This is a genomic window from Pseudomonas sp. GW823-FHT02C05, assembly GCF_058797595.1.
Genome location: NZ_JBXAJU010000001.1, coordinates 2273960 through 2291072 on the forward strand (window position 1 = coordinate 2273960; position 17113 = coordinate 2291072).

Genomic DNA, 17113 nt, shown 5'->3' on the forward strand with positions numbered 1-17113 from the left:
AAGCTTGAAACCAAGATGGGGGCTGCCTGGAAAAAAAACAAGCTCAAAGACAGCACTTTAAGGCGCTAAAAACAAAGGGGCCCGAAGGCCCCTTCTTTCATTCCAACAGCGCGACGCTTACGCGTCTGGCGCCGCCTTGGCCGTCGGCTCACTGTTCTCATAGATGTACAGTGGCTGGGACTTGCCTTCAATAACGCTTTCGTCGATCACTACTTTACTCACCTCGGACTGCGAGGGGATTTCATACATAGTGTCGAGCAGAACACCTTCAAGAATGGAGCGCAGGCCACGAGCACCAGTCTTGCGTTCAAGGGCTCGCTTGGCGACGGACTTCAAGGCATCGGTACGGAACTCCAGGTCAACACCTTCCATCTCGAACAACTTGGCGTACTGCTTGGTCAAGGCGTTCTTCGGTTCGGTGAGGATCTGAATCAATGCCGCTTCGTCCAACTCATCCAAGGTCGCCAGGACAGGCAGACGACCGACGAATTCCGGGATCAGACCGAACTTGACCAGATCGTCAGGCTCGACTTCACGCAGGGATTCACCGACTTTCTTGCCTTCTTCCTTGCTGCGAACTTCTGCGTTGAAACCGATGCCGCCCTTGGTGGAACGGTTTTGAATAACCTTTTCCAGACCCGAGAACGCACCACCACAGATGAACAGGATGTTACGGGTATCGACCTGCAGGAATTCCTGCTGCGGATGCTTGCGACCACCTTGCGGCGGAACAGAGGCAACCGTGCCTTCAATCAACTTCAACAGGGCTTGCTGAACGCCTTCGCCGGAAACATCCCGGGTAATCGAAGGGTTGTCAGACTTGCGGGAAATCTTGTCGATCTCATCGATGTAGACAATGCCCATCTGGGCCTTCTCTACGTCGTAGTCGCACTTCTGCAGCAACTTCTGAATGATGTTCTCGACGTCTTCCCCCACATAACCGGCTTCGGTCAGGGTAGTGGCATCGGCGATGGTGAAAGGTACATTCAACAGGCGAGCCAGGGTTTCGGCCAACAGCGTCTTACCCGAACCTGTAGGGCCGATCAGCAAGATGTTGCTCTTGCCAAGTTCGACGTCGTCACTCTTCTTGTCACGCTGGTTCAGACGCTTATAGTGGTTGTACACCGCTACTGCTAGAACCTTTTTTGCACGCTCCTGACCAATCACATACTGATCAAGGATGCCGCTGATTTCTTTAGGCGAAGGCAATTTATGCGCGCTGCTCTCGGCCTGTGCTTCCTGCACCTCCTCACGGATGATGTCATTGCACAGGTCGACGCACTCGTCGCAGATAAAGACCGAGGGGCCGGCAATCAATTTGCGCACTTCATGCTGGCTTTTGCCACAGAAGGAGCAATAAAGCAGTTTGCCGTTGTCCTCGCCGTTGCGGGTGTCAGTCATTCGTTCGATCCAAATCCGATAGGCTTGCAACACAAGATGAAGGCTATTGCGGGCTTTTTCAAGCCCGCCACTGATCGGAACAACCGACCATGCCTATTTTGAGCTGCTTATTTTAAGCGGGGCGCTGGTTGATGACTTCGTCGATCAACCCGTACTCACGCGCAGCTTCGGCGCTCATGAAGTTATCGCGATTGGTATCGCGCTCGATTTCTTCCAGGGTGCGCCCGCTATGCTTGGCCATCAGCGTGTTGAGACGCTCACGGATGAAGAGGATTTCCTTGGCATGGATTTCAATATCCGATGCCTGGCCCTGGAAACCGCCCAGTGGCTGGTGAATCATCACTCGGGAGTTTGGCAGGCAGAAACGCTTGCCTGGAGCGCCGGCTGTCAGCAAGAACGCGCCCATGCTGCATGCCTGGCCAATACAAGTGGTTGAAACGTTAGGCTTGATGAACTGCATGGTGTCGTAGATCGACATGCCAGCTGTCACCGAACCGCCCGGGGAGTTGATATAGAGATGGATGTCCTTGTCCGGGTTTTCCGCTTCAAGGAACAGCAGTTGCGCACAGATCAGGTTGGCCATGTAGTCCTCTACAGGGCCCACCAGAAAGATCACTCGCTCCTTGAGGAGGCGCGAGTAGATGTCGTAGGCGCGCTCGCCACGAGCGGACTGCTCGACAACCATCGGGACCAGGCCGCCTGCGGCCTGGATATCAGAGTTCTGCTGAATATACGAATTACGGAACATGCTCTGCAGTCACTCCCAAATAGTCACGTCTTGAATACGCATAAGCCAGCGCGAAGGCTGGCTTATGGTGTGTGCTTCGAACGAGAAGAAAATCAGTCGGCTTGAGGTGCTTCTACCGGCTTGACCGCTTCTTCGTAGGAGACCGATTTGTCGGTCACGCTAGCTTTCTGCAGAACAGTATCCACAACTTGTTCTTCCAGCACAACCGAACGAACTTCGTTCAATTGCTGCTCGTTCTTGTAGTACCAGGACACGACCTGCTCAGGTTCCTGATAAGCCGAAGCCATTTCCTGGATCAGCTCGCGAACGCGGTCTTCATCAGGCTTCAGATCGAACTGCTTAACAACCTCAGCAACGATCAAACCCAGTACCACGCGACGCTTGGCCTGCTCTTCGAACAGCTCGGCTGGCAGTTGATCCGGCTTGATGTTGCCACCGAATTGCTGGACAGCTTGAACGCGCAGACGGTTAACTTCGTTGTCCAGCAGCGCCTTCGGCACTTCGATCGGGTTGGAGGCCAGCAGACCGTCCATGACCTGATTCTTCACTTTGGACTTGATGGCCTGACGCAGTTCGCGCTCCATGTTCTTGCGAACTTCGGCGCGGAAGCCTTCCAGACCTGCTTCCTTGATACCGAACTGAGCGAAGAACTCCTCGGTCAGCTCTGGCAGCTTAGGCTCGGAAACGCTGTTGACAGTCACAGTGAACTCGGCGGCCTTGTTGGCCAGATCCAGGTTCTGATAGTTCTCAGGGAAGGTCAGATTCAAGACGCGCTCTTCACCCGCCTTGGCGCCTACCAGGCCTTCTTCGAAGCCAGGAATCATGCGACCCGAGCCCAGCACCAGCTGGGTACCCTTGGCCGAACCGCCAGCGAAGACTTCACCGTCGACCTTGCCAACGAAATCGATGTTCAGTTGATCGTCGTTCTGCGCAGCACGATCGGCCACTTCAAAACGCACGTTCTGCTTGCGCAGGATTTCCAGCATGTTATCCAGGTCGGCATCAGCCACATCAGCGCTCAGGCGCTCAACGGCGATGTTTTCGAAGCCGGCAACAGTGAACTCTGGGAACACTTCAAAAGTGGCAACGTACTCCAGGTCCTTGCCCTTCTCCAGCACTTTAGGCTCGACCGAAGGAGCGCCGGCAGGGTTCAGTTTCTGCTCGACAACGGCTTCATAGAAGGAAGCCTGGATCACATCACCTACTGCTTCTTGACGCGCATCAGCCTCATAACGCTGACGGATCACGCTCATTGGAACCTTGCCAGGACGGAAGCCTGGAATCTTGGCCTTTTGGGCAGTCTGCTGCAGACGCTTGTTGACCTGGCTCTCGATGCGCTCAGCCGGCACGGTGATGCTCATGCGGCGCTCAAGAGCAGAAGTATTTTCAACAGAAACTTGCATGGATATTCCTCGTTGCACAGACGTTAGCCGGCCGTTTTCCGACCCCAGAATCAAGGGCATGCATTCTAGAGGGTCAAACTCAAGAAGTCACCCTACTGAAAACGGGTAAAAAACCGCCGGCAATGTGAAGGCGGGGACAAAGGATTGAGCCTCGCCATGAGAGCAAATATTGCGAACCAAACCAGGGCCTCTACTTCAACCCTTCTATATATAGAAGGAGTCGTTCAGCACACCCCTGAAAAACGCCAGCCAATAGCTGAAACCCGGAACCCTCAACGACCAAAGGACAACATTCTGCCACTCAACCGGCTCATCGGATGCAGCCATTTAGAGGTATCAAATCCAGAAACGAAAACGGCGCAGCCCTTTTCAGGTGCTGCGCCGTTATCTGCTATTAACTAGCTACTTTATTGGTGCGGACGAAGAGACTCGAACTCTTACACCTTGCGGCGCTGGAACCTAAATCCAGTGTGTCTACCAATTCCACCACGTCCGCGTAACAAGCTTTTAAAGCAAAGGCGCCAGACTATTAATCTGGCGCCTTCTTCGAATATGGGGTGGACGATGGGGATCGAACCCACGACAACAGGAGTCACAATCCTGTGCTCTACCAACTGAGCTACGCCCACCATATTGCGTTACTTGTGCCAAAGCTGCCTAATGGCGCACCCGGCAGGACTCGAACCTGCGACCATCCGCTTAGAAGGCGGATGCTCTATCCAGCTGAGCTACGGGCGCCTTATTAATCTGTATTCTTTAACGATTACAAACTAATTGCTTTCAGTCGTTACGAGTTAAACATCAACTCTGCCCGACCTTCTTAACCAGTGCTAAGCTGTGCCCGACAAGTGCGACGAATGTTATAGACGGTCTGTTAGGTCGTCAACTCTTTTTTGAAAAAAATTCATTTAATTAAAGGGCTTAGGGGAATTTGCAGACCAAGCGCCTTTGCCCTCACGTTCCGACATGCGAGAATGCGTTCTCTTTTTCTCACCCTCTCGATGGTTAATCACGCGTCATGACTGCACAACTAATCGACGGCAAGGCGATCGCCGCTAGCCTGCGCCAGCAGATCGCCAAACGCGTCGCCGAGCGTCGCCAGCAAGGCCTGCGTACTCCAGGCCTCGCGGTGATTCTGGTCGGCAGCGACCCGGCCTCTCAAGTTTATGTCTCGCACAAGCGTAAAGACTGCGAAGAGGTCGGCTTCCTTTCCCAAGCCTATGACTTGCCCGCCAACACCACTCAAGAGGACCTGGCCGGCTTGATCGACCGCCTCAACGATGACCCGAACATCGATGGCGTCCTGCTGCAGTTGCCGCTTCCCGAGCACCTGGACGCTTCTCTATTACTGGAGCGTATTCGCCCGGACAAAGACGTGGACGGTTTCCATCCTTATAACGTCGGTCGCCTGGCCCAGCGCATTCCACTGCTGCGCCCTTGCACCCCCAAGGGCATCATGACCCTTCTGGAAAGCACCGGTGCCGATCTGTACGGCATGGATGCAGTGGTTGTCGGCGCTTCCAATATCGTTGGTCGCCCGATGGCCATGGAGTTGCTGCTGGCCGGTTGCACCGTGACCGTGACCCACCGCTTCACCAAGGATCTGGCTGGTCATGTCGGCCGTGCCGACCTGGTAGTCGTAGCCGCCGGCAAGCCGGGCCTGGTCAAGGGCGAGTGGATCAAGGAAGGCGCAATCGTCATCGACGTTGGCATCAATCGCCAGGACGACGGCAAGCTGGTGGGTGATGTGGTGTATGAAACCGCCCTGCCCCGCGCCGGCTGGATCACTCCAGTACCTGGTGGCGTCGGCCCCATGACCCGCGCCTGCCTGCTGGAAAACACGCTGTACGCAGCCGAATCGCTGCACAGCTGAGTTTGCTGCCCCGCAACAGAAAACCCGCCAATGGCGGGTTTTTTTATTCTGAAATTAAAGGCCACCCGGGCTCTTTATCACCCCTGACTCTTAGCCCACGCCCATTGCTGCGCAAAGCCCTACCGTTCAGGAAAAAAACGTGTTTTTTCTTTATTTTTAAGGGCTTTCGGCTGACCGTGGAAGAACAATCGACAGTTCTTCAGCCATACTCATAAAATGTAACGTTTTTCCCAGAAAGCCCGTTACCCAACGGCATATCCATTCTTTATCGAGTCCGCCCGCGTGAAAATTCGTCTCTCCATTCTCAGCTTGTTGTTTGCTGTGTCCGGCACACTGATCGCGCACAGCGTCGACGCCAGCGAAACCACCGCGGCGCCAAGAGACACTTCACAATTGCATATCGCGTCCGGCAGCGCCCTGCTGCTGGATCTGCAGACCAACAAAGTCATCTATTCCAGCAACCCGGACGTGATAGTCCCCATCGCCTCGGTGACCAAGCTGATGACCGCCATGGTGGTCCTGGACGCCAAGCTGCCCCTGGACGAATACATCTCCATGAACATCAGCGATACCCCGGAAATGAAAGGGGTGTTCTCCCGGGTCAAGCTCAACAGTGAGCTGAGCCGCCGGGACACCCTGCTGATCGCCCTAATGTCTTCGGAAAACCGCGCTGCCGCCAGCCTGGCCCATCATTACCCGGGCGGCTACGCAGCGTTCATCGCAGCAATGAACGCCAAGGCCAAGTCCCTGGGCATGACCCACACCCGCTACGTGGAACCTACAGGCCTGTCGATCCACAACGTTTCCACCGCCCGTGACCTGAGCAAGTTGCTGGTGGCTTCGCGCAAGTACCCGCTGCTCAGCGAACTGAGTACCACCAAGGAAAAGACCGTAGCCTTTCGCAAGCCCAACTACACCCTGGGCTTCCGTAATACCGACCATCTGGTGAACAAGGAAAAATGGGACATCAAGATCACCAAGACCGGCTTTACCAACCAGGCGGGCCACTGCCTGGTGCTGGTCACCAGCATGGGTAATCGCCCGGTAGCGCTGGTGATTCTCGATGCCTTCGGCAAATACACCCACTTCGCCGATGCCAGCCGCATCCGCAATTGGGTCGAAACCGGTAAGAGCGGCTCGGTACCGGACGTCGCCCTGCGCTACAAAGCGGACAAGAACCTGAAGAACCGTCAGGTCGCCGCTCCCCAGGCCTCACACTGATACCCGGCAAAAAACAACGGCGCCCTCAGGCGCCGTTGTTGTCTGTAGCACACTCAATGACTGTCGAGTGCCTTGCTCGCCCGGGCTGCCGCCTGCTCCTGGCCGGCCTGGGCCAATTCATTGACGGCTTTCAACCAACGCTGGCGATCCACCTTGGCCGGCAACTGGTTGGGAGCCTGGATCAGTACCGCAAAGCTGCCGGCACTCTTCCAGGATGACTCGAACTCGCTGAAGCTCATCAGTTGCCGACGGCTTTTCGCCCCACGCAACAGCACTGTCTGCTTGTCGCGGTTGTAGCCGGCCAGTACGGCATAGCGCGGCTCAGCCCAGAATGTCGAACCCTCGGTAAAGCGCACCAGCACCGGGTAACCCGCCGCCACCTGCGTCAGCAACGCCGACAATTGGTTATCCAGGGGATAGACGACCATGCCGTATTCACGCGCCAGGTTCTGCATATTCTGCTGCAACTGCGCCTCGGCACCCGGCAGATGCAATGGCTTGTCCAGCAGACCGGGCGTGATCACCACGCCCTGCTGCGACAGCATGCTGGCCAGTGCACCTGGGCCGCTCTGGTACATCTGGCCACGGAAAGACGGCACGCTGTTGAGTTCGACACGTTCCGGCAGGCGCTGGATGTCAGGCTGCACGCTACCGGCACAACCGGCCAGGGCCAAGACACAGGCGCTGGCCAGCAGCGCCACTCGAAACCGAGGAAATACCCGCACCATCTTTGCTCTCTATTCAGACACCGGGCGACCCGCCTCCGGCTGGGGCCCTGATAATAGGGCGCCCGCGGGCAAGGGTATAGCGTTAGACGCCAGTTAATTGAAAACCATAGAGCGAAGTGTTCGAAGACTCTCGACTATTGGTCAATAGCTTGAAACACACAGGCTACTAGACTGTCGATTGTTAAGAGTGTGTGCCCCGCACGGGGCATAAAGGAGGCACTTATGAGCCTGACAACGACCATCCTGATGCTGATCCTCGGCTGGCTGGCGGTAGCCGCCGCTATGCTCTGGGGCGTGCTGCGCATCACCCGCCGCCACCACCATCAGCCCCGGCAAGCAGCCCCCGCCATCAAGGCTGGAAAGAGCGCCCGGCGTCCTGCCGCTGCCCACTGATCAAGGTTTCCCCTACCCCTGAAACAAAGCGGCCGCCTGACTCCAAGGAGTACAGGCGGCCGCCAGTCATGGCTGCGGATCAAGCGTCGCTATGGGCCGCCTGACGCTTCTGCCGGGCCCGGCGGGCCAGCATGTTGAGACTCTCAATGGCCGCCGAGAAGGCCATCGCCGCATACACATAGCCCTTGGGCACATGGGCGCCGAAACCTTCGGCGATCAGGGTCATGCCGATCATGATCAAGAAACCCAGGGCCAGCATCACCACGGTCGGGTTGTCATTGATGAACTTGGCCAGCGGTTCGGCCGCCAGCAGCATCACCAGCACCGACACCACCACGGCAATGATCATGATCGGCAAATGCTCGGTCATGCCGACTGCAGTAATGATGCTGTCGATGGAGAACACCATGTCCAGCAACAGGATCTGACCGATCGCTGCGGCAAAGCCGATAGCCACGCCCGGAGTCTCGTTCTTGGCCTGCTCAGGTTCAGGGTCCATGCTGTGGTGGATTTCCGTGGTGGCTTTCCACACCAGGAACAGGCCACCGGCAATCAGGATCATGTCCTTCCAGGAGAAACTCTGCCCCATCACTTCAATCACCGGCTCAGTGAGCTGGACGATGAACGCAATGGTACTGAGCAGCGCCAGGCGCAGGATCAAGGCCATGCCGATACCGATGCGTCGTGCCTTGGCCCGGTGCTTTTGCGGCAACTTGTTGGTGAGGATGGAGATAAAGATCAGGTTATCGATGCCAAGCACGATCTCCATCACCACCAGGGTGGCCAGGGCGACCCAGGCGGTGGGGCTTGCAGCGAGCTGTAAAAGGTAATCCATGGGTCAATCCTGACTCGGTTGTATGAAAGATCAGATTTCCTGGGACGCAGGCGCTGGTTTCTTCTCGCTGTCGTCCTCTGGCTTTTCCTTGCCGGTCACGCTCTGAGTCGCATCGCTGAGCGCCTGTTCCGCCGCTTTGTGGGTATCGTCGATGGCCTGCTTGGCCGACTCCGCCGCCTTGCCCAGCATCTGCTGCGCGCTTTTTTCCGCCTGGTCACAACCCGCCAGGGTCAGCATAGACAGGGCCAGCAGCGACGCTGCGCCCAAGGTTTTGAAAGACATGCCGTATTCCTCGATAGATCGGACGGGACCAAGTAGGGCCCCGGCGATAGCGAGGCATTCTAAGGAGAGTGATACTTCAGGAAAATTCGTTTTTTTAGCAGTTATACTTCGCTTTTTACGAACTGAATGTGCCCATGCTCAACTACCGCCAGCTGCATTATTTCTGGGTTGTGGCCAAGACCGGCAGCATCGTCCGCGCCTGCGACCAGTTGAACCTGACCCCGCAAACCATCAGCGGCCAGATCAGCCTGCTGGAACAGACTTACGGCATCGAATTGTTTCGCCGGGTTGGCCGCCAGTTGGAGCTGACCGAAGCCGGACGCCAGGCCCTGCCCTACGCCGAGCAGATGTTCCAGCTCGGGGGCGAGCTGGAAGCCATGCTCCGCGCCCGCCCCGACGAACAGCAGATCCAGTTCCGGGTCGGCGTGGCGGATGTGGTGCCCAAGTCCATCGTCTATCGCCTGATCGCCCCGACCATGGAGCTCAGCGAGCCGATCCGCCTGACCTGTCGCGAAGACAAGCTCGAACGCCTGCTGGCGGACCTGGCCATCCAGCGCCTGGACCTGGTGATTTCCGACAGCCCGATGCCCTCGCACCTGGACATCAAGGGCTACAGCCAGAAGCTAGGGGAATGCGGCATCAGTTTCTTCGCCACCGAGGAGCTGGCGCGGCGGCACGGCGCTGACTTCCCCCGGGGCCTGCACGGCGCGCCACTGCTGATTCCCGGGCAGGAAACCGTGGTCCGCAGCCGCCTGCTGCGCTGGTTCGCCGAGCAACAGTTGCAGCCACGGATCATCGGTGAATTCGACGACAGCGCCCTGATGCAGGCCTTTGGCCAATCCGGCAGTGGAATCTTCATCGCCCCCAGCGTGATTGCCGACGAGGTCATGCACCAGTACGGAGTGCAACTGATTGGCCAGACCGATGCCGTGGCCGAGTCGTTCTACGCCATTTCCGTGGAGCGCAAGGTCAAGCACCCCGGCATCGTGGCCATTACCGAAGGGGCGCGACGGGAATTGTTCACGCCCCTCAATCTCTGATCAGGAAGCGCAGGCACTCGGCGCTTTGAGCTTCATCAGCAGCAGCGCCAGGGCGATCGACAGCAGAATGAAACCCGAGGCCGCGAACCCCAGGCTGCCCAGGCCCAGGGTATCGATCACCCGGCCGCCGACCATTGCCCCCAGGCCAATGCCCAGGTTGGCCCCGGCAATGTTCAACGAAGCGGCGAAGGCCGGCGCCTGGGGAGCCGCCTTGATCAAGCGCACATGGCTCACCAGGAACATCGCCGCCTGGGTCACGCCCCAGATGGCCATGGCCGCTGCCAGCCCCAGGGTCGAATGAATGCTCGGCACCAGGGCTACCATGCCGCCGATCATCAGTGCGCAGAACACCATGGAGGCGATCAGCGGGTGACGGTCCACCGCCCGGCCGCCCAGGGAATTGCCGATCAGGCCCACCGCGCCAAAGCCCATCAGGCACCAGCCCACCAATGCACCGTCGAACCCGGCCAGGCGCTCGAGTATGTCCGCCAGGTAGGTGTAGGCAGTAAACATGCCGCTAAATACCAGGATCGACAGCAGCACATGCCCTTGCATCAGCGGGCTGCGCAGGATGCGAAACTGCGCCCGCAGGCTCACCTGCTCGTTGTGCTGGCGGGTTTGCGGCAGGTAGATAAACAGCAACAGGGCCTTGGCGAACGCCACCACCGCCAGGATGCCGAAGGCGCTGCGCCAGCCGAACGCATCGGCAATCAGGGTGCCCACGGGAATCCCGAACACCGTGGCGCAGACAATGCCGAAGCCGATCTTGGCAATCGCCCGCCCGGCGTAGTCCGGGCCGACGATGTCCACCGCCGTCTCGCTGGCCAGGGCCCAGAACACCGGCAACCCCAGGGCCGGCACCAGCCGCGCCAGGGACATCACCCAGATGTTCGGCGCCAGCGCCGCCAGGGTATTGGCCAGGCCGAACATCACCAGCACGCTGATAAACAGCTTCTTGCGGGGAAAACGCGCGAAGTAGGCGGTCAGAAATGGCCCGAAGGCAGCCACGGTAAAGGCGAACAGGGTCACCAGCAGCCCGGCCTGGGACACACTGACCTGCAGGTCGCGGGCAATCGACGGCAACAGGCCGACGATGATGAACTCCGTGGTCAGCACGGTAAAACCGGCGGCCGACAACAGCAGGATGGGCAACAGCATGCAGAACTCCAGAAACAGCGACAGCAGCGACAGCCCGAAGGGCCCGCTGACTGGATAGAAAAAGGGGATGGCGAATCTTAACAGAGTGCGCCCGGCTCCGGGCAACCACCGCGTGCACGGCTCTGCAAGGGGCAAGTGGCAGATCGTCACATCGACGCGGTAACCCCGGCCTGCTGTGATAAAGTCCGCCCCCTGCTGAAAACAGGCCCTGTCGAGTTCGTCTACCCTTCAAACGTCTCGATCGCCCGTCGCCTTTTCAGACTGCGTCTGTGCCTGGCGGTTCAACCACCGGCGCTGGCGACCGGCAGGCTCCGCACATTAAAAAAAACAGAGATACCGCTATGAGCGCTTCACCCCCTTCCTTTCTGCATTCCCTCAAACGCCTGAGCCTGGTCACGCAGATCGTTATCGGCCTGATCGCCGGTATCGCCCTGGCACTGCTGGCACCGGAGGTGGCGAAATCCACCACCTTTATCGGCAAGGTATTCGTCTCGGCGCTCAAGGCCGTGGCCCCGATCCTGGTGTTCGTGCTGGTGATGGCCTCCATCGCCAACCACAAGCACGGCCAGGAAACCCATATCCGGCCGATCCTGGTGCTCTACCTGCTGGGTACCTTCGCCGCCGCCGTGGTCGCGGTGATCGCCAGCAGCCTGTTTCCTTCCGCCCTGGTGCTGTCGACCCACGACGTGGCCATCAGCGCGCCCGGCGGGATCACCGAAGTGCTGCAAAGCCTGCTGCTGAGCGTGGTGGACAACCCGGTCAGCGCCCTGATGAACGCCAACTTCATCGGCATCCTGGCCTGGGCCATTGGCATGGGCGTGGCCATCCGTCATGCCGGCGAGACCACCCGCACCGTGCTCGATGACCTGTCCAACGGGGTCACTGTCATCGTGCGCGTGGTGATCCGCTTCGCGCCCCTGGGGATCTTCGGCCTGGTGGCCTCGACCCTGGCCACCTCGGGCTTCAACGCCCTGCTCGGCTACCTGCACCTGCTGGCGGTCCTGATCGGCTGCATGCTGTTCGTGGCCCTGGTGATGAACCCGCTGATCGTGTTCTGGAAGATTCGCCGCAACCCCTTCCCGCTGGTGCTGACCTGCCTGCGCGAAAGTGGCATCACCGCCTTCTTCACCCGCAGCTCGGCGGCCAACATTCCAGTCAACCTGGAACTGAGCAAGCGCCTGGGCCTGCATGAAGACACCTACTCGGTGTCGATCCCGCTGGGCGCCACCATCAACATGGCCGGCGCGGCAATCACCATTACCGTGCTGACCCTGGCCGCCGTGCACACCCTCGGTATCGCCGTCGACCTGCCCACCGCCGTGCTGCTCAGCGTGGTCGCGGCCATCTGCGCCTGCGGTGCTTCCGGCGTGGCCGGCGGCTCGCTGCTGCTGATTCCCCTGGCCTGCAGCCTGTTCGGCATTCCCAGCGAAATCGCCATGCAGGTGGTGGCCGTAGGCTTCATCATCGGCGTGCTGCAGGATTCGGCGGAAACCGCGCTGAATTCCTCCACCGACGTACTCTTCACCGCCGCCGCGTGCATGGCCCAGGAAGACAAGGCGCAAGCCGCCTGATCCAACGGCCACAAAAAAGCCCGGCCAGGGTCAACCTGGCCGGGCTTTTTTGTGCGCTACGAGAACCTCGTAGCCAAACGCCTTAGAACGCGCCCATGTAGTCGCGCTTGCCCACTTCCACACCGTTGTGACGCAGGATTGCGTAGGTGGTAGTGACGTGGAAGAAGAACTGCGGCAGGCCGTAGGTCAGCAGGTAGGACTGGCCACTGAAGCGCTTCTCTTTCGGGGTGCCCGGACGGGTCACGATCTCGATACCTTCCTTGCCATCGATCTGCGCCGGCTGGATGCCGTCGATAAAGGCCAGGACCTTGGCGATCAGCGCCTGCAGGTCGGCGAAGGTGGTTTCAGTGTCGTCGTACTTGGGCAGCTCGACTTCGGCCAGGCGCGCCGATACGCCCTTGGCGAAGTCCACGGCGATCTGCACCTGGCGCACCAGCGGGAACATGTCCGGGTACAGGCGCGCCTGCAGCAGGGCGTTGGGCTCGATGTTCTTCGCCGTGGCGTGGGCTTCGGCCTTGTGCAGCACGTCGCTCAAGGCATTGAGCATTTGCTTGAAGACAGGAACGGAAGCGGCGTACAGGGAAATAGTCATGACAGTCTCGACAGGGAATGGCGGGAATACAGCGAGCAGCGATTATAGCCACAGCACGCCAGCACGGGGCCTTTATCCGCAGTGCTCCTGGCGATACACGCTGGGGGCCACGCCGAACCAGCGCTTGAAGCTCTGGGAAAAACTCGACAGGTCACTGAAGCCAAGCCTTTCGGCAACCTGGGACAGGCTCAGCCGCGGATTGCCCAGCAACTCCAGGGCCCGGGCGCCTCGATGCCCGGCCAGTACCTGCCGATAGCAGGTGCCCTCCTCCTGCAAGCGTCGCTTCAAGGTCCGCACGCTGGTGCACAGCAGCCGGGCCATGGCCGGCAAGTCCGGTACGCTTGCCGCCGGCAGGGCATCCAGGTGCTGGCGGACCAGCGCGGCAACCCCCTGATGGGCCTGTCGCCGCTCCAGCAACTGCGCGCACATCTGCTCGCACATGGCCACCGTCAGCGGGTTGGCCTGGGGCAAGGGCCGGTGCAGGAAACGCCGGTCGAATGCCAGGGTATTGGCGTCGGCCCGATAGTCGGCGGGCACCCCGAGAATCTGCGCCGGCTCGTCCCCTTCCAGCTCAGGGCTGACACTGCGACCGAAACGCAGCAGGCGAAAATCCGCACCGACTATTTCCTGCATCAGCGTCGCGGCGGCCGCCATGTCCCGCTGTAACAGGAACTGCGCCAACAAGGGGTCCGCCACCCGAGGCTCGGCAAAGGTCAGCACCCCGAGCCCCGGCTCCAGCCGGTAACCGATCTCGGCAAAGGCATAGGTCAGCGGCAGGAAGCGCAAGGCCAGGGCCAGGGCATCCGCCGGGGTGGCGCTGCTGATCAGGCCGTAGCCGAACAGGCCATAGGTGGAGAAGTGATAACGCGCACCCACTGCATACCCCAGGCCCCGGGGCTGGCCGAGCAGCGCCAGCAGGTTACTGGCCAGGCGCAACTCCTGGGCCGCCGACAGCAGGCTGTTGGGGTTTTGCAACTGCTCCCGGGACAGCCCGCAACCGGCCAGCAACCGCGCTGGCGCCAAGCCCTTTTCGCAGCCGAAACCGAGCAGCAGCAAGGCGCTGGACGGTCCCCGGGTGAACGACTGAGTGCTCATGGGCGCGGCTCGTGAAGAAAGGTGTTGGCCCAAATACTAAAGCACTTGTCCCGTTACAGCATGGGGTCCACGGTTTATTCCCCGCATGCTTCACTGATCGGGGCTGCACCGCAGAAACAAGGAAGTGGCCCCGGGAGCATCAACCCTGCGCCGCACAACAATAACAACGAGGTCGTCATGCGCGAATTCGCACCTGCTACACACCCCGCCCCCGACTCGGCCACACCGCTGGAGGCCATCATCATCGGCAGCGGCTTTGGCGGCCTGGGCATGGCCATCGCCCTGCGCAAGGCGGGCGTGCACCGTTTCGTCATTCTTGAAAAAGGCCAGGACGTGGGCGGCGTCTGGCGCGACAACAGCTATCCCGGCGCTGCCTGCGACGTGCCCTCGCACCTGTATTCGTTTTCCTTCGAACCCAACCCGCACTGGTCCCGGGTGTTCGCGCCCCAGGCAGAAATCCATGGTTACCTGCAACATTGTGCCGGCGTCTATGAGCTCAAACCCCATATCCGCTTCGGCGCCGAGGTGCGCCATGCCGAATTCGATACCGCCAATGCCTGCTGGCATGTCACCTGCGCCGATGGCCAGCGCCATGCCGCCCGCCTGCTGATCAGCGCCACCGGCCAGTTGAGCCGCCCGGCCCTGCCCGACCTGCCGGGCATGGCCAGCTTCCGCGGCCGGGTCTTCCACTCCGCCCACTGGGATCATGACTATCCCCTGGCGGGCAAGCGGGTGGCGGTGATCGGCACCGGCGCCTCGGCCATCCAGTTCGTCCCGGAGGTTGCCAGGCAGGTGGCCGAACTCAAGGTCTTCCAACGCTCACCGGCCTACATCATGCCCAAGGCCGACCGCCCCTACAGTGCCGAGGAAAAGCAGCGCTTCCTGCGCCAACCCTGGAAGATGAAGCTGGTGCGTGCGGCCCACTACCTGCACTTCGAATCCCGGGCTTTGGGCTTCACGCGCCTGCAGGGCCTGACCAAGTGGGTGGTCGGTGGCCCGTTCAAGAAGCTGCTGCACACCTCGGTCGCCAGCCCCGAACTGCGCCGCCAGATGACCCCGGACTACCCCATCGGCTGCAAGCGCATCCTGCTGTCCAACGACTACCTCAAGACCTTCGACCTGCCCCATGTGCACCTGCTGACCCGAGGCATCCGGCAGATCACCGAGCACGGCATCGAAACCCTGGACGGCGAGGAACACGCCGTGGACGCGATCATCTATGGCACCGGTTTCGCCGCCACCGAGTTCCTCTCGCCCATGCGCATCACCGGACGCGACGGGCTCGACCTGAACCAGGCCTGGCAAGGTGGCGCGGCGGCCTACCTGGGCATCAGCGTGCCGGGTTTTCCCAACTTCTTCATGCTCTACGGGCCCAACACCAACCTGGGCCACAACTCCATCATCCATATGCTGGAAAGCCAGATTTCCCACGTCATGCAGGCCCGCCAGGCCCTGCTGGACAGCGGCGCCAGCCATGTGGAAGTGGACGAGCAGCGCCACCAGCGCTTTCAACTGGGCATCCAGCGCCGCCTGGCCACTTCGGTGTGGAGCGGCTGCAAGAGCTGGTATGTCGACGAACGGGGGCACAACAGCACCAACTGGCCAGGCTTCACCTGGTCCTACCGCTGGCTGGCGCGCTACGCCGGGCTGGCGGCCTATCGCCTGTCCAGCCCGCTGGACACCCAATCCCCAGCCTGCGACGGGCAACGCATAGCCGCCCCCCGGGACTGGTTGGAGCGGGCCAACGCAGCCTTCCTGCGGGTTTTCCTGCGGGTCAGTTTCAGGGCCTTGATCGGCCCGCCCCGGCCCCTGGCCAGCCAGCGCAAGATAGTCGACCGGTTGTCATGGCTGATGCCCGGCTGCCTGGGCGTGAACCGCCGGAGCATGCAGCTGGACGGGCTCTCGTTGCAGATTGTCGAACCCGGAACCAGGGCGCCCAAGGGGGTGATTCTCTACCTGCACGGTGGCGCCTTCTGCCTGGGCAGCCCGCGCTCTCACTACAGCGTCACCAGCCGCCTGGCCAGGGACAGCGGCTGCGCGGTGTGGGTGCCGGACTACCGGCTGGCCCCGGAACACCCCTACCCCGCCGCGCTGGAGGATTGCCTGGCCTGTTACGACGCGATCCGCGCCCAGCTCTGCCCGGCGGACAAGCTGCTGATTGCCGGCGACTCCGCCGGCGGCGCCCTGGTGCTGGCCCTGGCCCTGTCCCTGAAGGAGCGTGGTGACGGGATTGCCGCCGGGCTGATGCTGCTGTCGCCGGTCACCGATCCGGACCTGGGCGGCGCCAGCATGCAATCGCGCCAGGAGGCCGACCCGATGATCCGCCGCGACTGGCTGGAGCAAGCCCTCAAGGCCTACGCAGCGCCCGTTCAAGCACTGAGCCACCGCCCCCTGGAAGCAGACCTGCGCGGCTTGCCACCGATGCTGATCCAGGTGGGCGACCAGGAACTGCTGCTATCCGACTCCACGCGCCTGGCTGAGCGTGCCAGGCAGTCCGGGGTGGCTTGCCAGTTGAAAATCCACCAGGGCCGCTGGCACGTGTTCCAGTTGCAGGCGTTCTACCTGCGCTCCGCGAGAAACGCCCTGCTGGGCCTCGCCCGGTTTGCCCGCCAGTGCCTGGAGACCGCGGGCCAAACCCCGCAGGCAGCCGACTCACCCCGTACGACACAGCCTGCAACAGATCCGCAACCCAGCTGAACCGGCCGCCCTCGCCCAAAGCATGGTGGCGGGGGCGGCCCGGTCAACCGGCGCCGGCGCGGGCCGCGCCAAGTTC

General features: G+C 60.7%; 15 protein-coding genes and 3 tRNA genes. 6 read left to right on the forward strand and 12 right to left on the reverse strand.

Translation table 11 applies throughout. The features are described 5' to 3' along the window. Positions 1-117: 117 nt before the first annotated feature. The 6 genes from clpX to AC1RGE_RS10190 form a co-directional block, all read right to left on the reverse strand. Complete coding sequence (gene clpX / locus AC1RGE_RS10165; RefSeq protein WP_011062273.1) at positions 118-1401, reverse strand: ATP-dependent Clp protease ATP-binding subunit ClpX; 1284 nt, start codon at positions 1399-1401, stop codon at positions 118-120. 112 nt (positions 1402-1513) lie between these two features. Continuing rightward, positions 1514-2149, reverse strand: coding sequence for an ATP-dependent Clp endopeptidase proteolytic subunit ClpP (clpP, locus tag AC1RGE_RS10170; RefSeq protein WP_011062274.1), 636 nt, complete (start codon positions 2147-2149; stop codon positions 1514-1516). Between the two features lie 92 nt (positions 2150-2241). Beyond that, on the reverse strand, positions 2242-3552 hold the full coding sequence (gene tig / locus AC1RGE_RS10175; RefSeq protein WP_011062275.1) for a trigger factor: 1311 nt from the start codon (positions 3550-3552) through the stop codon (positions 2242-2244). Between the two features lie 411 nt (positions 3553-3963). Further along, positions 3964-4048 (reverse strand) — tRNA-Leu (locus AC1RGE_RS10180). Positions 4049-4105: 57 nt separating this feature from the next. Then, positions 4106-4181 (reverse strand) — tRNA-His (locus tag AC1RGE_RS10185). 32 nt (positions 4182-4213) lie between these two features. Continuing rightward, a tRNA-Arg gene (locus tag AC1RGE_RS10190) sits at positions 4214-4290 on the reverse strand. 280 nt (positions 4291-4570) lie between these two features. Between AC1RGE_RS10190 and folD the strand changes: the two genes are divergently transcribed. Together folD and pbpG are read left to right on the forward strand one after the other, a co-directional pair. Continuing rightward, positions 4571-5425 carry a bifunctional methylenetetrahydrofolate dehydrogenase/methenyltetrahydrofolate cyclohydrolase FolD gene (folD, locus tag AC1RGE_RS10195; protein WP_011062276.1) on the forward strand — a complete coding sequence of 285 codons (855 nt, stop codon included), beginning with the start codon at positions 4571-4573 and terminating at the stop codon, positions 5423-5425. A gap of 282 nt (positions 5426-5707) precedes the next feature. Continuing rightward, positions 5708-6646, forward strand: coding sequence for a D-alanyl-D-alanine endopeptidase (gene pbpG / locus AC1RGE_RS10200; RefSeq protein WP_011062277.1), 939 nt, complete (start codon positions 5708-5710; stop codon positions 6644-6646). Between the two features lie 53 nt (positions 6647-6699). Here pbpG and AC1RGE_RS10205 read toward each other — a convergent pair whose 3' ends face one another. Then, on the reverse strand, positions 6700-7374 hold the full coding sequence (locus tag AC1RGE_RS10205; protein ID WP_011062278.1) for a peptidase C39 family protein: 675 nt from the start codon (positions 7372-7374) through the stop codon (positions 6700-6702). Positions 7375-7596: 222 nt separating this feature from the next. Between AC1RGE_RS10205 and AC1RGE_RS10210 the strand changes: the two genes are divergently transcribed. Next, positions 7597-7767 (forward strand): hypothetical protein, encoded by a 171-nt coding sequence (locus tag AC1RGE_RS10210; RefSeq protein WP_011062279.1) that lies wholly within the window; start codon positions 7597-7599, stop codon positions 7765-7767. A gap of 79 nt (positions 7768-7846) precedes the next feature. Here AC1RGE_RS10210 and AC1RGE_RS10215 read toward each other — a convergent pair whose 3' ends face one another. Both AC1RGE_RS10215 and AC1RGE_RS10220 read right to left on the reverse strand, forming a co-directional pair. Then, positions 7847-8602, reverse strand: coding sequence for a TerC family protein (locus tag AC1RGE_RS10215; RefSeq protein WP_011062280.1), 756 nt, complete (start codon positions 8600-8602; stop codon positions 7847-7849). Between the two features lie 30 nt (positions 8603-8632). Next, positions 8633-8884, reverse strand: coding sequence for a hypothetical protein (locus AC1RGE_RS10220; RefSeq protein WP_011062281.1), 252 nt, complete (start codon positions 8882-8884; stop codon positions 8633-8635). Between the two features lie 134 nt (positions 8885-9018). On the opposite strand from AC1RGE_RS10220, the gene nhaR reads away from it, so the two are divergent. Further along, positions 9019-9924, forward strand: a complete 906-nt coding sequence (nhaR, locus tag AC1RGE_RS10225) for a transcriptional activator NhaR (RefSeq protein ID WP_011062282.1) — start codon at positions 9019-9021, stop codon at positions 9922-9924. On the opposite strand, the gene AC1RGE_RS10230 is transcribed toward nhaR, so the two are convergent. Then, a complete protein-coding gene (locus AC1RGE_RS10230; RefSeq protein ID WP_019092848.1) occupies positions 9925-11082 on the reverse strand; it encodes an MFS transporter in 1158 nt (385 codons plus the stop codon). It abuts the gene before it with no gap. Between the two features lie 341 nt (positions 11083-11423). On the opposite strand from AC1RGE_RS10230, the gene sstT reads away from it, so the two are divergent. After that, positions 11424-12653, forward strand: coding sequence for a serine/threonine transporter SstT (gene sstT / locus AC1RGE_RS10235; protein WP_011062284.1), 1230 nt, complete (start codon positions 11424-11426; stop codon positions 12651-12653). 82 nt (positions 12654-12735) lie between these two features. Here sstT and AC1RGE_RS10240 read toward each other — a convergent pair whose 3' ends face one another. After that, positions 12736-13245: a DUF1993 domain-containing protein gene (locus tag AC1RGE_RS10240; RefSeq protein WP_011062285.1), complete on the reverse strand. Its 510-nt coding sequence runs from the start codon at positions 13243-13245 to the stop codon at positions 12736-12738. A gap of 72 nt (positions 13246-13317) precedes the next feature. After that, positions 13318-14340, reverse strand: coding sequence for an AraC family transcriptional regulator (locus AC1RGE_RS10245; RefSeq protein ID WP_492584147.1), 1023 nt, complete (start codon positions 14338-14340; stop codon positions 13318-13320). A 177-nt stretch (positions 14341-14517) separates the two neighbouring features. Here AC1RGE_RS10245 and AC1RGE_RS10250 point away from each other — a divergent pair, with 177 nt between their 5' ends. Continuing rightward, positions 14518-17037, forward strand: coding sequence for a flavin-containing monooxygenase (locus tag AC1RGE_RS10250; protein WP_492584149.1), 2520 nt, complete (start codon positions 14518-14520; stop codon positions 17035-17037). Positions 17038-17113: the final 76 nt, after the last annotated feature.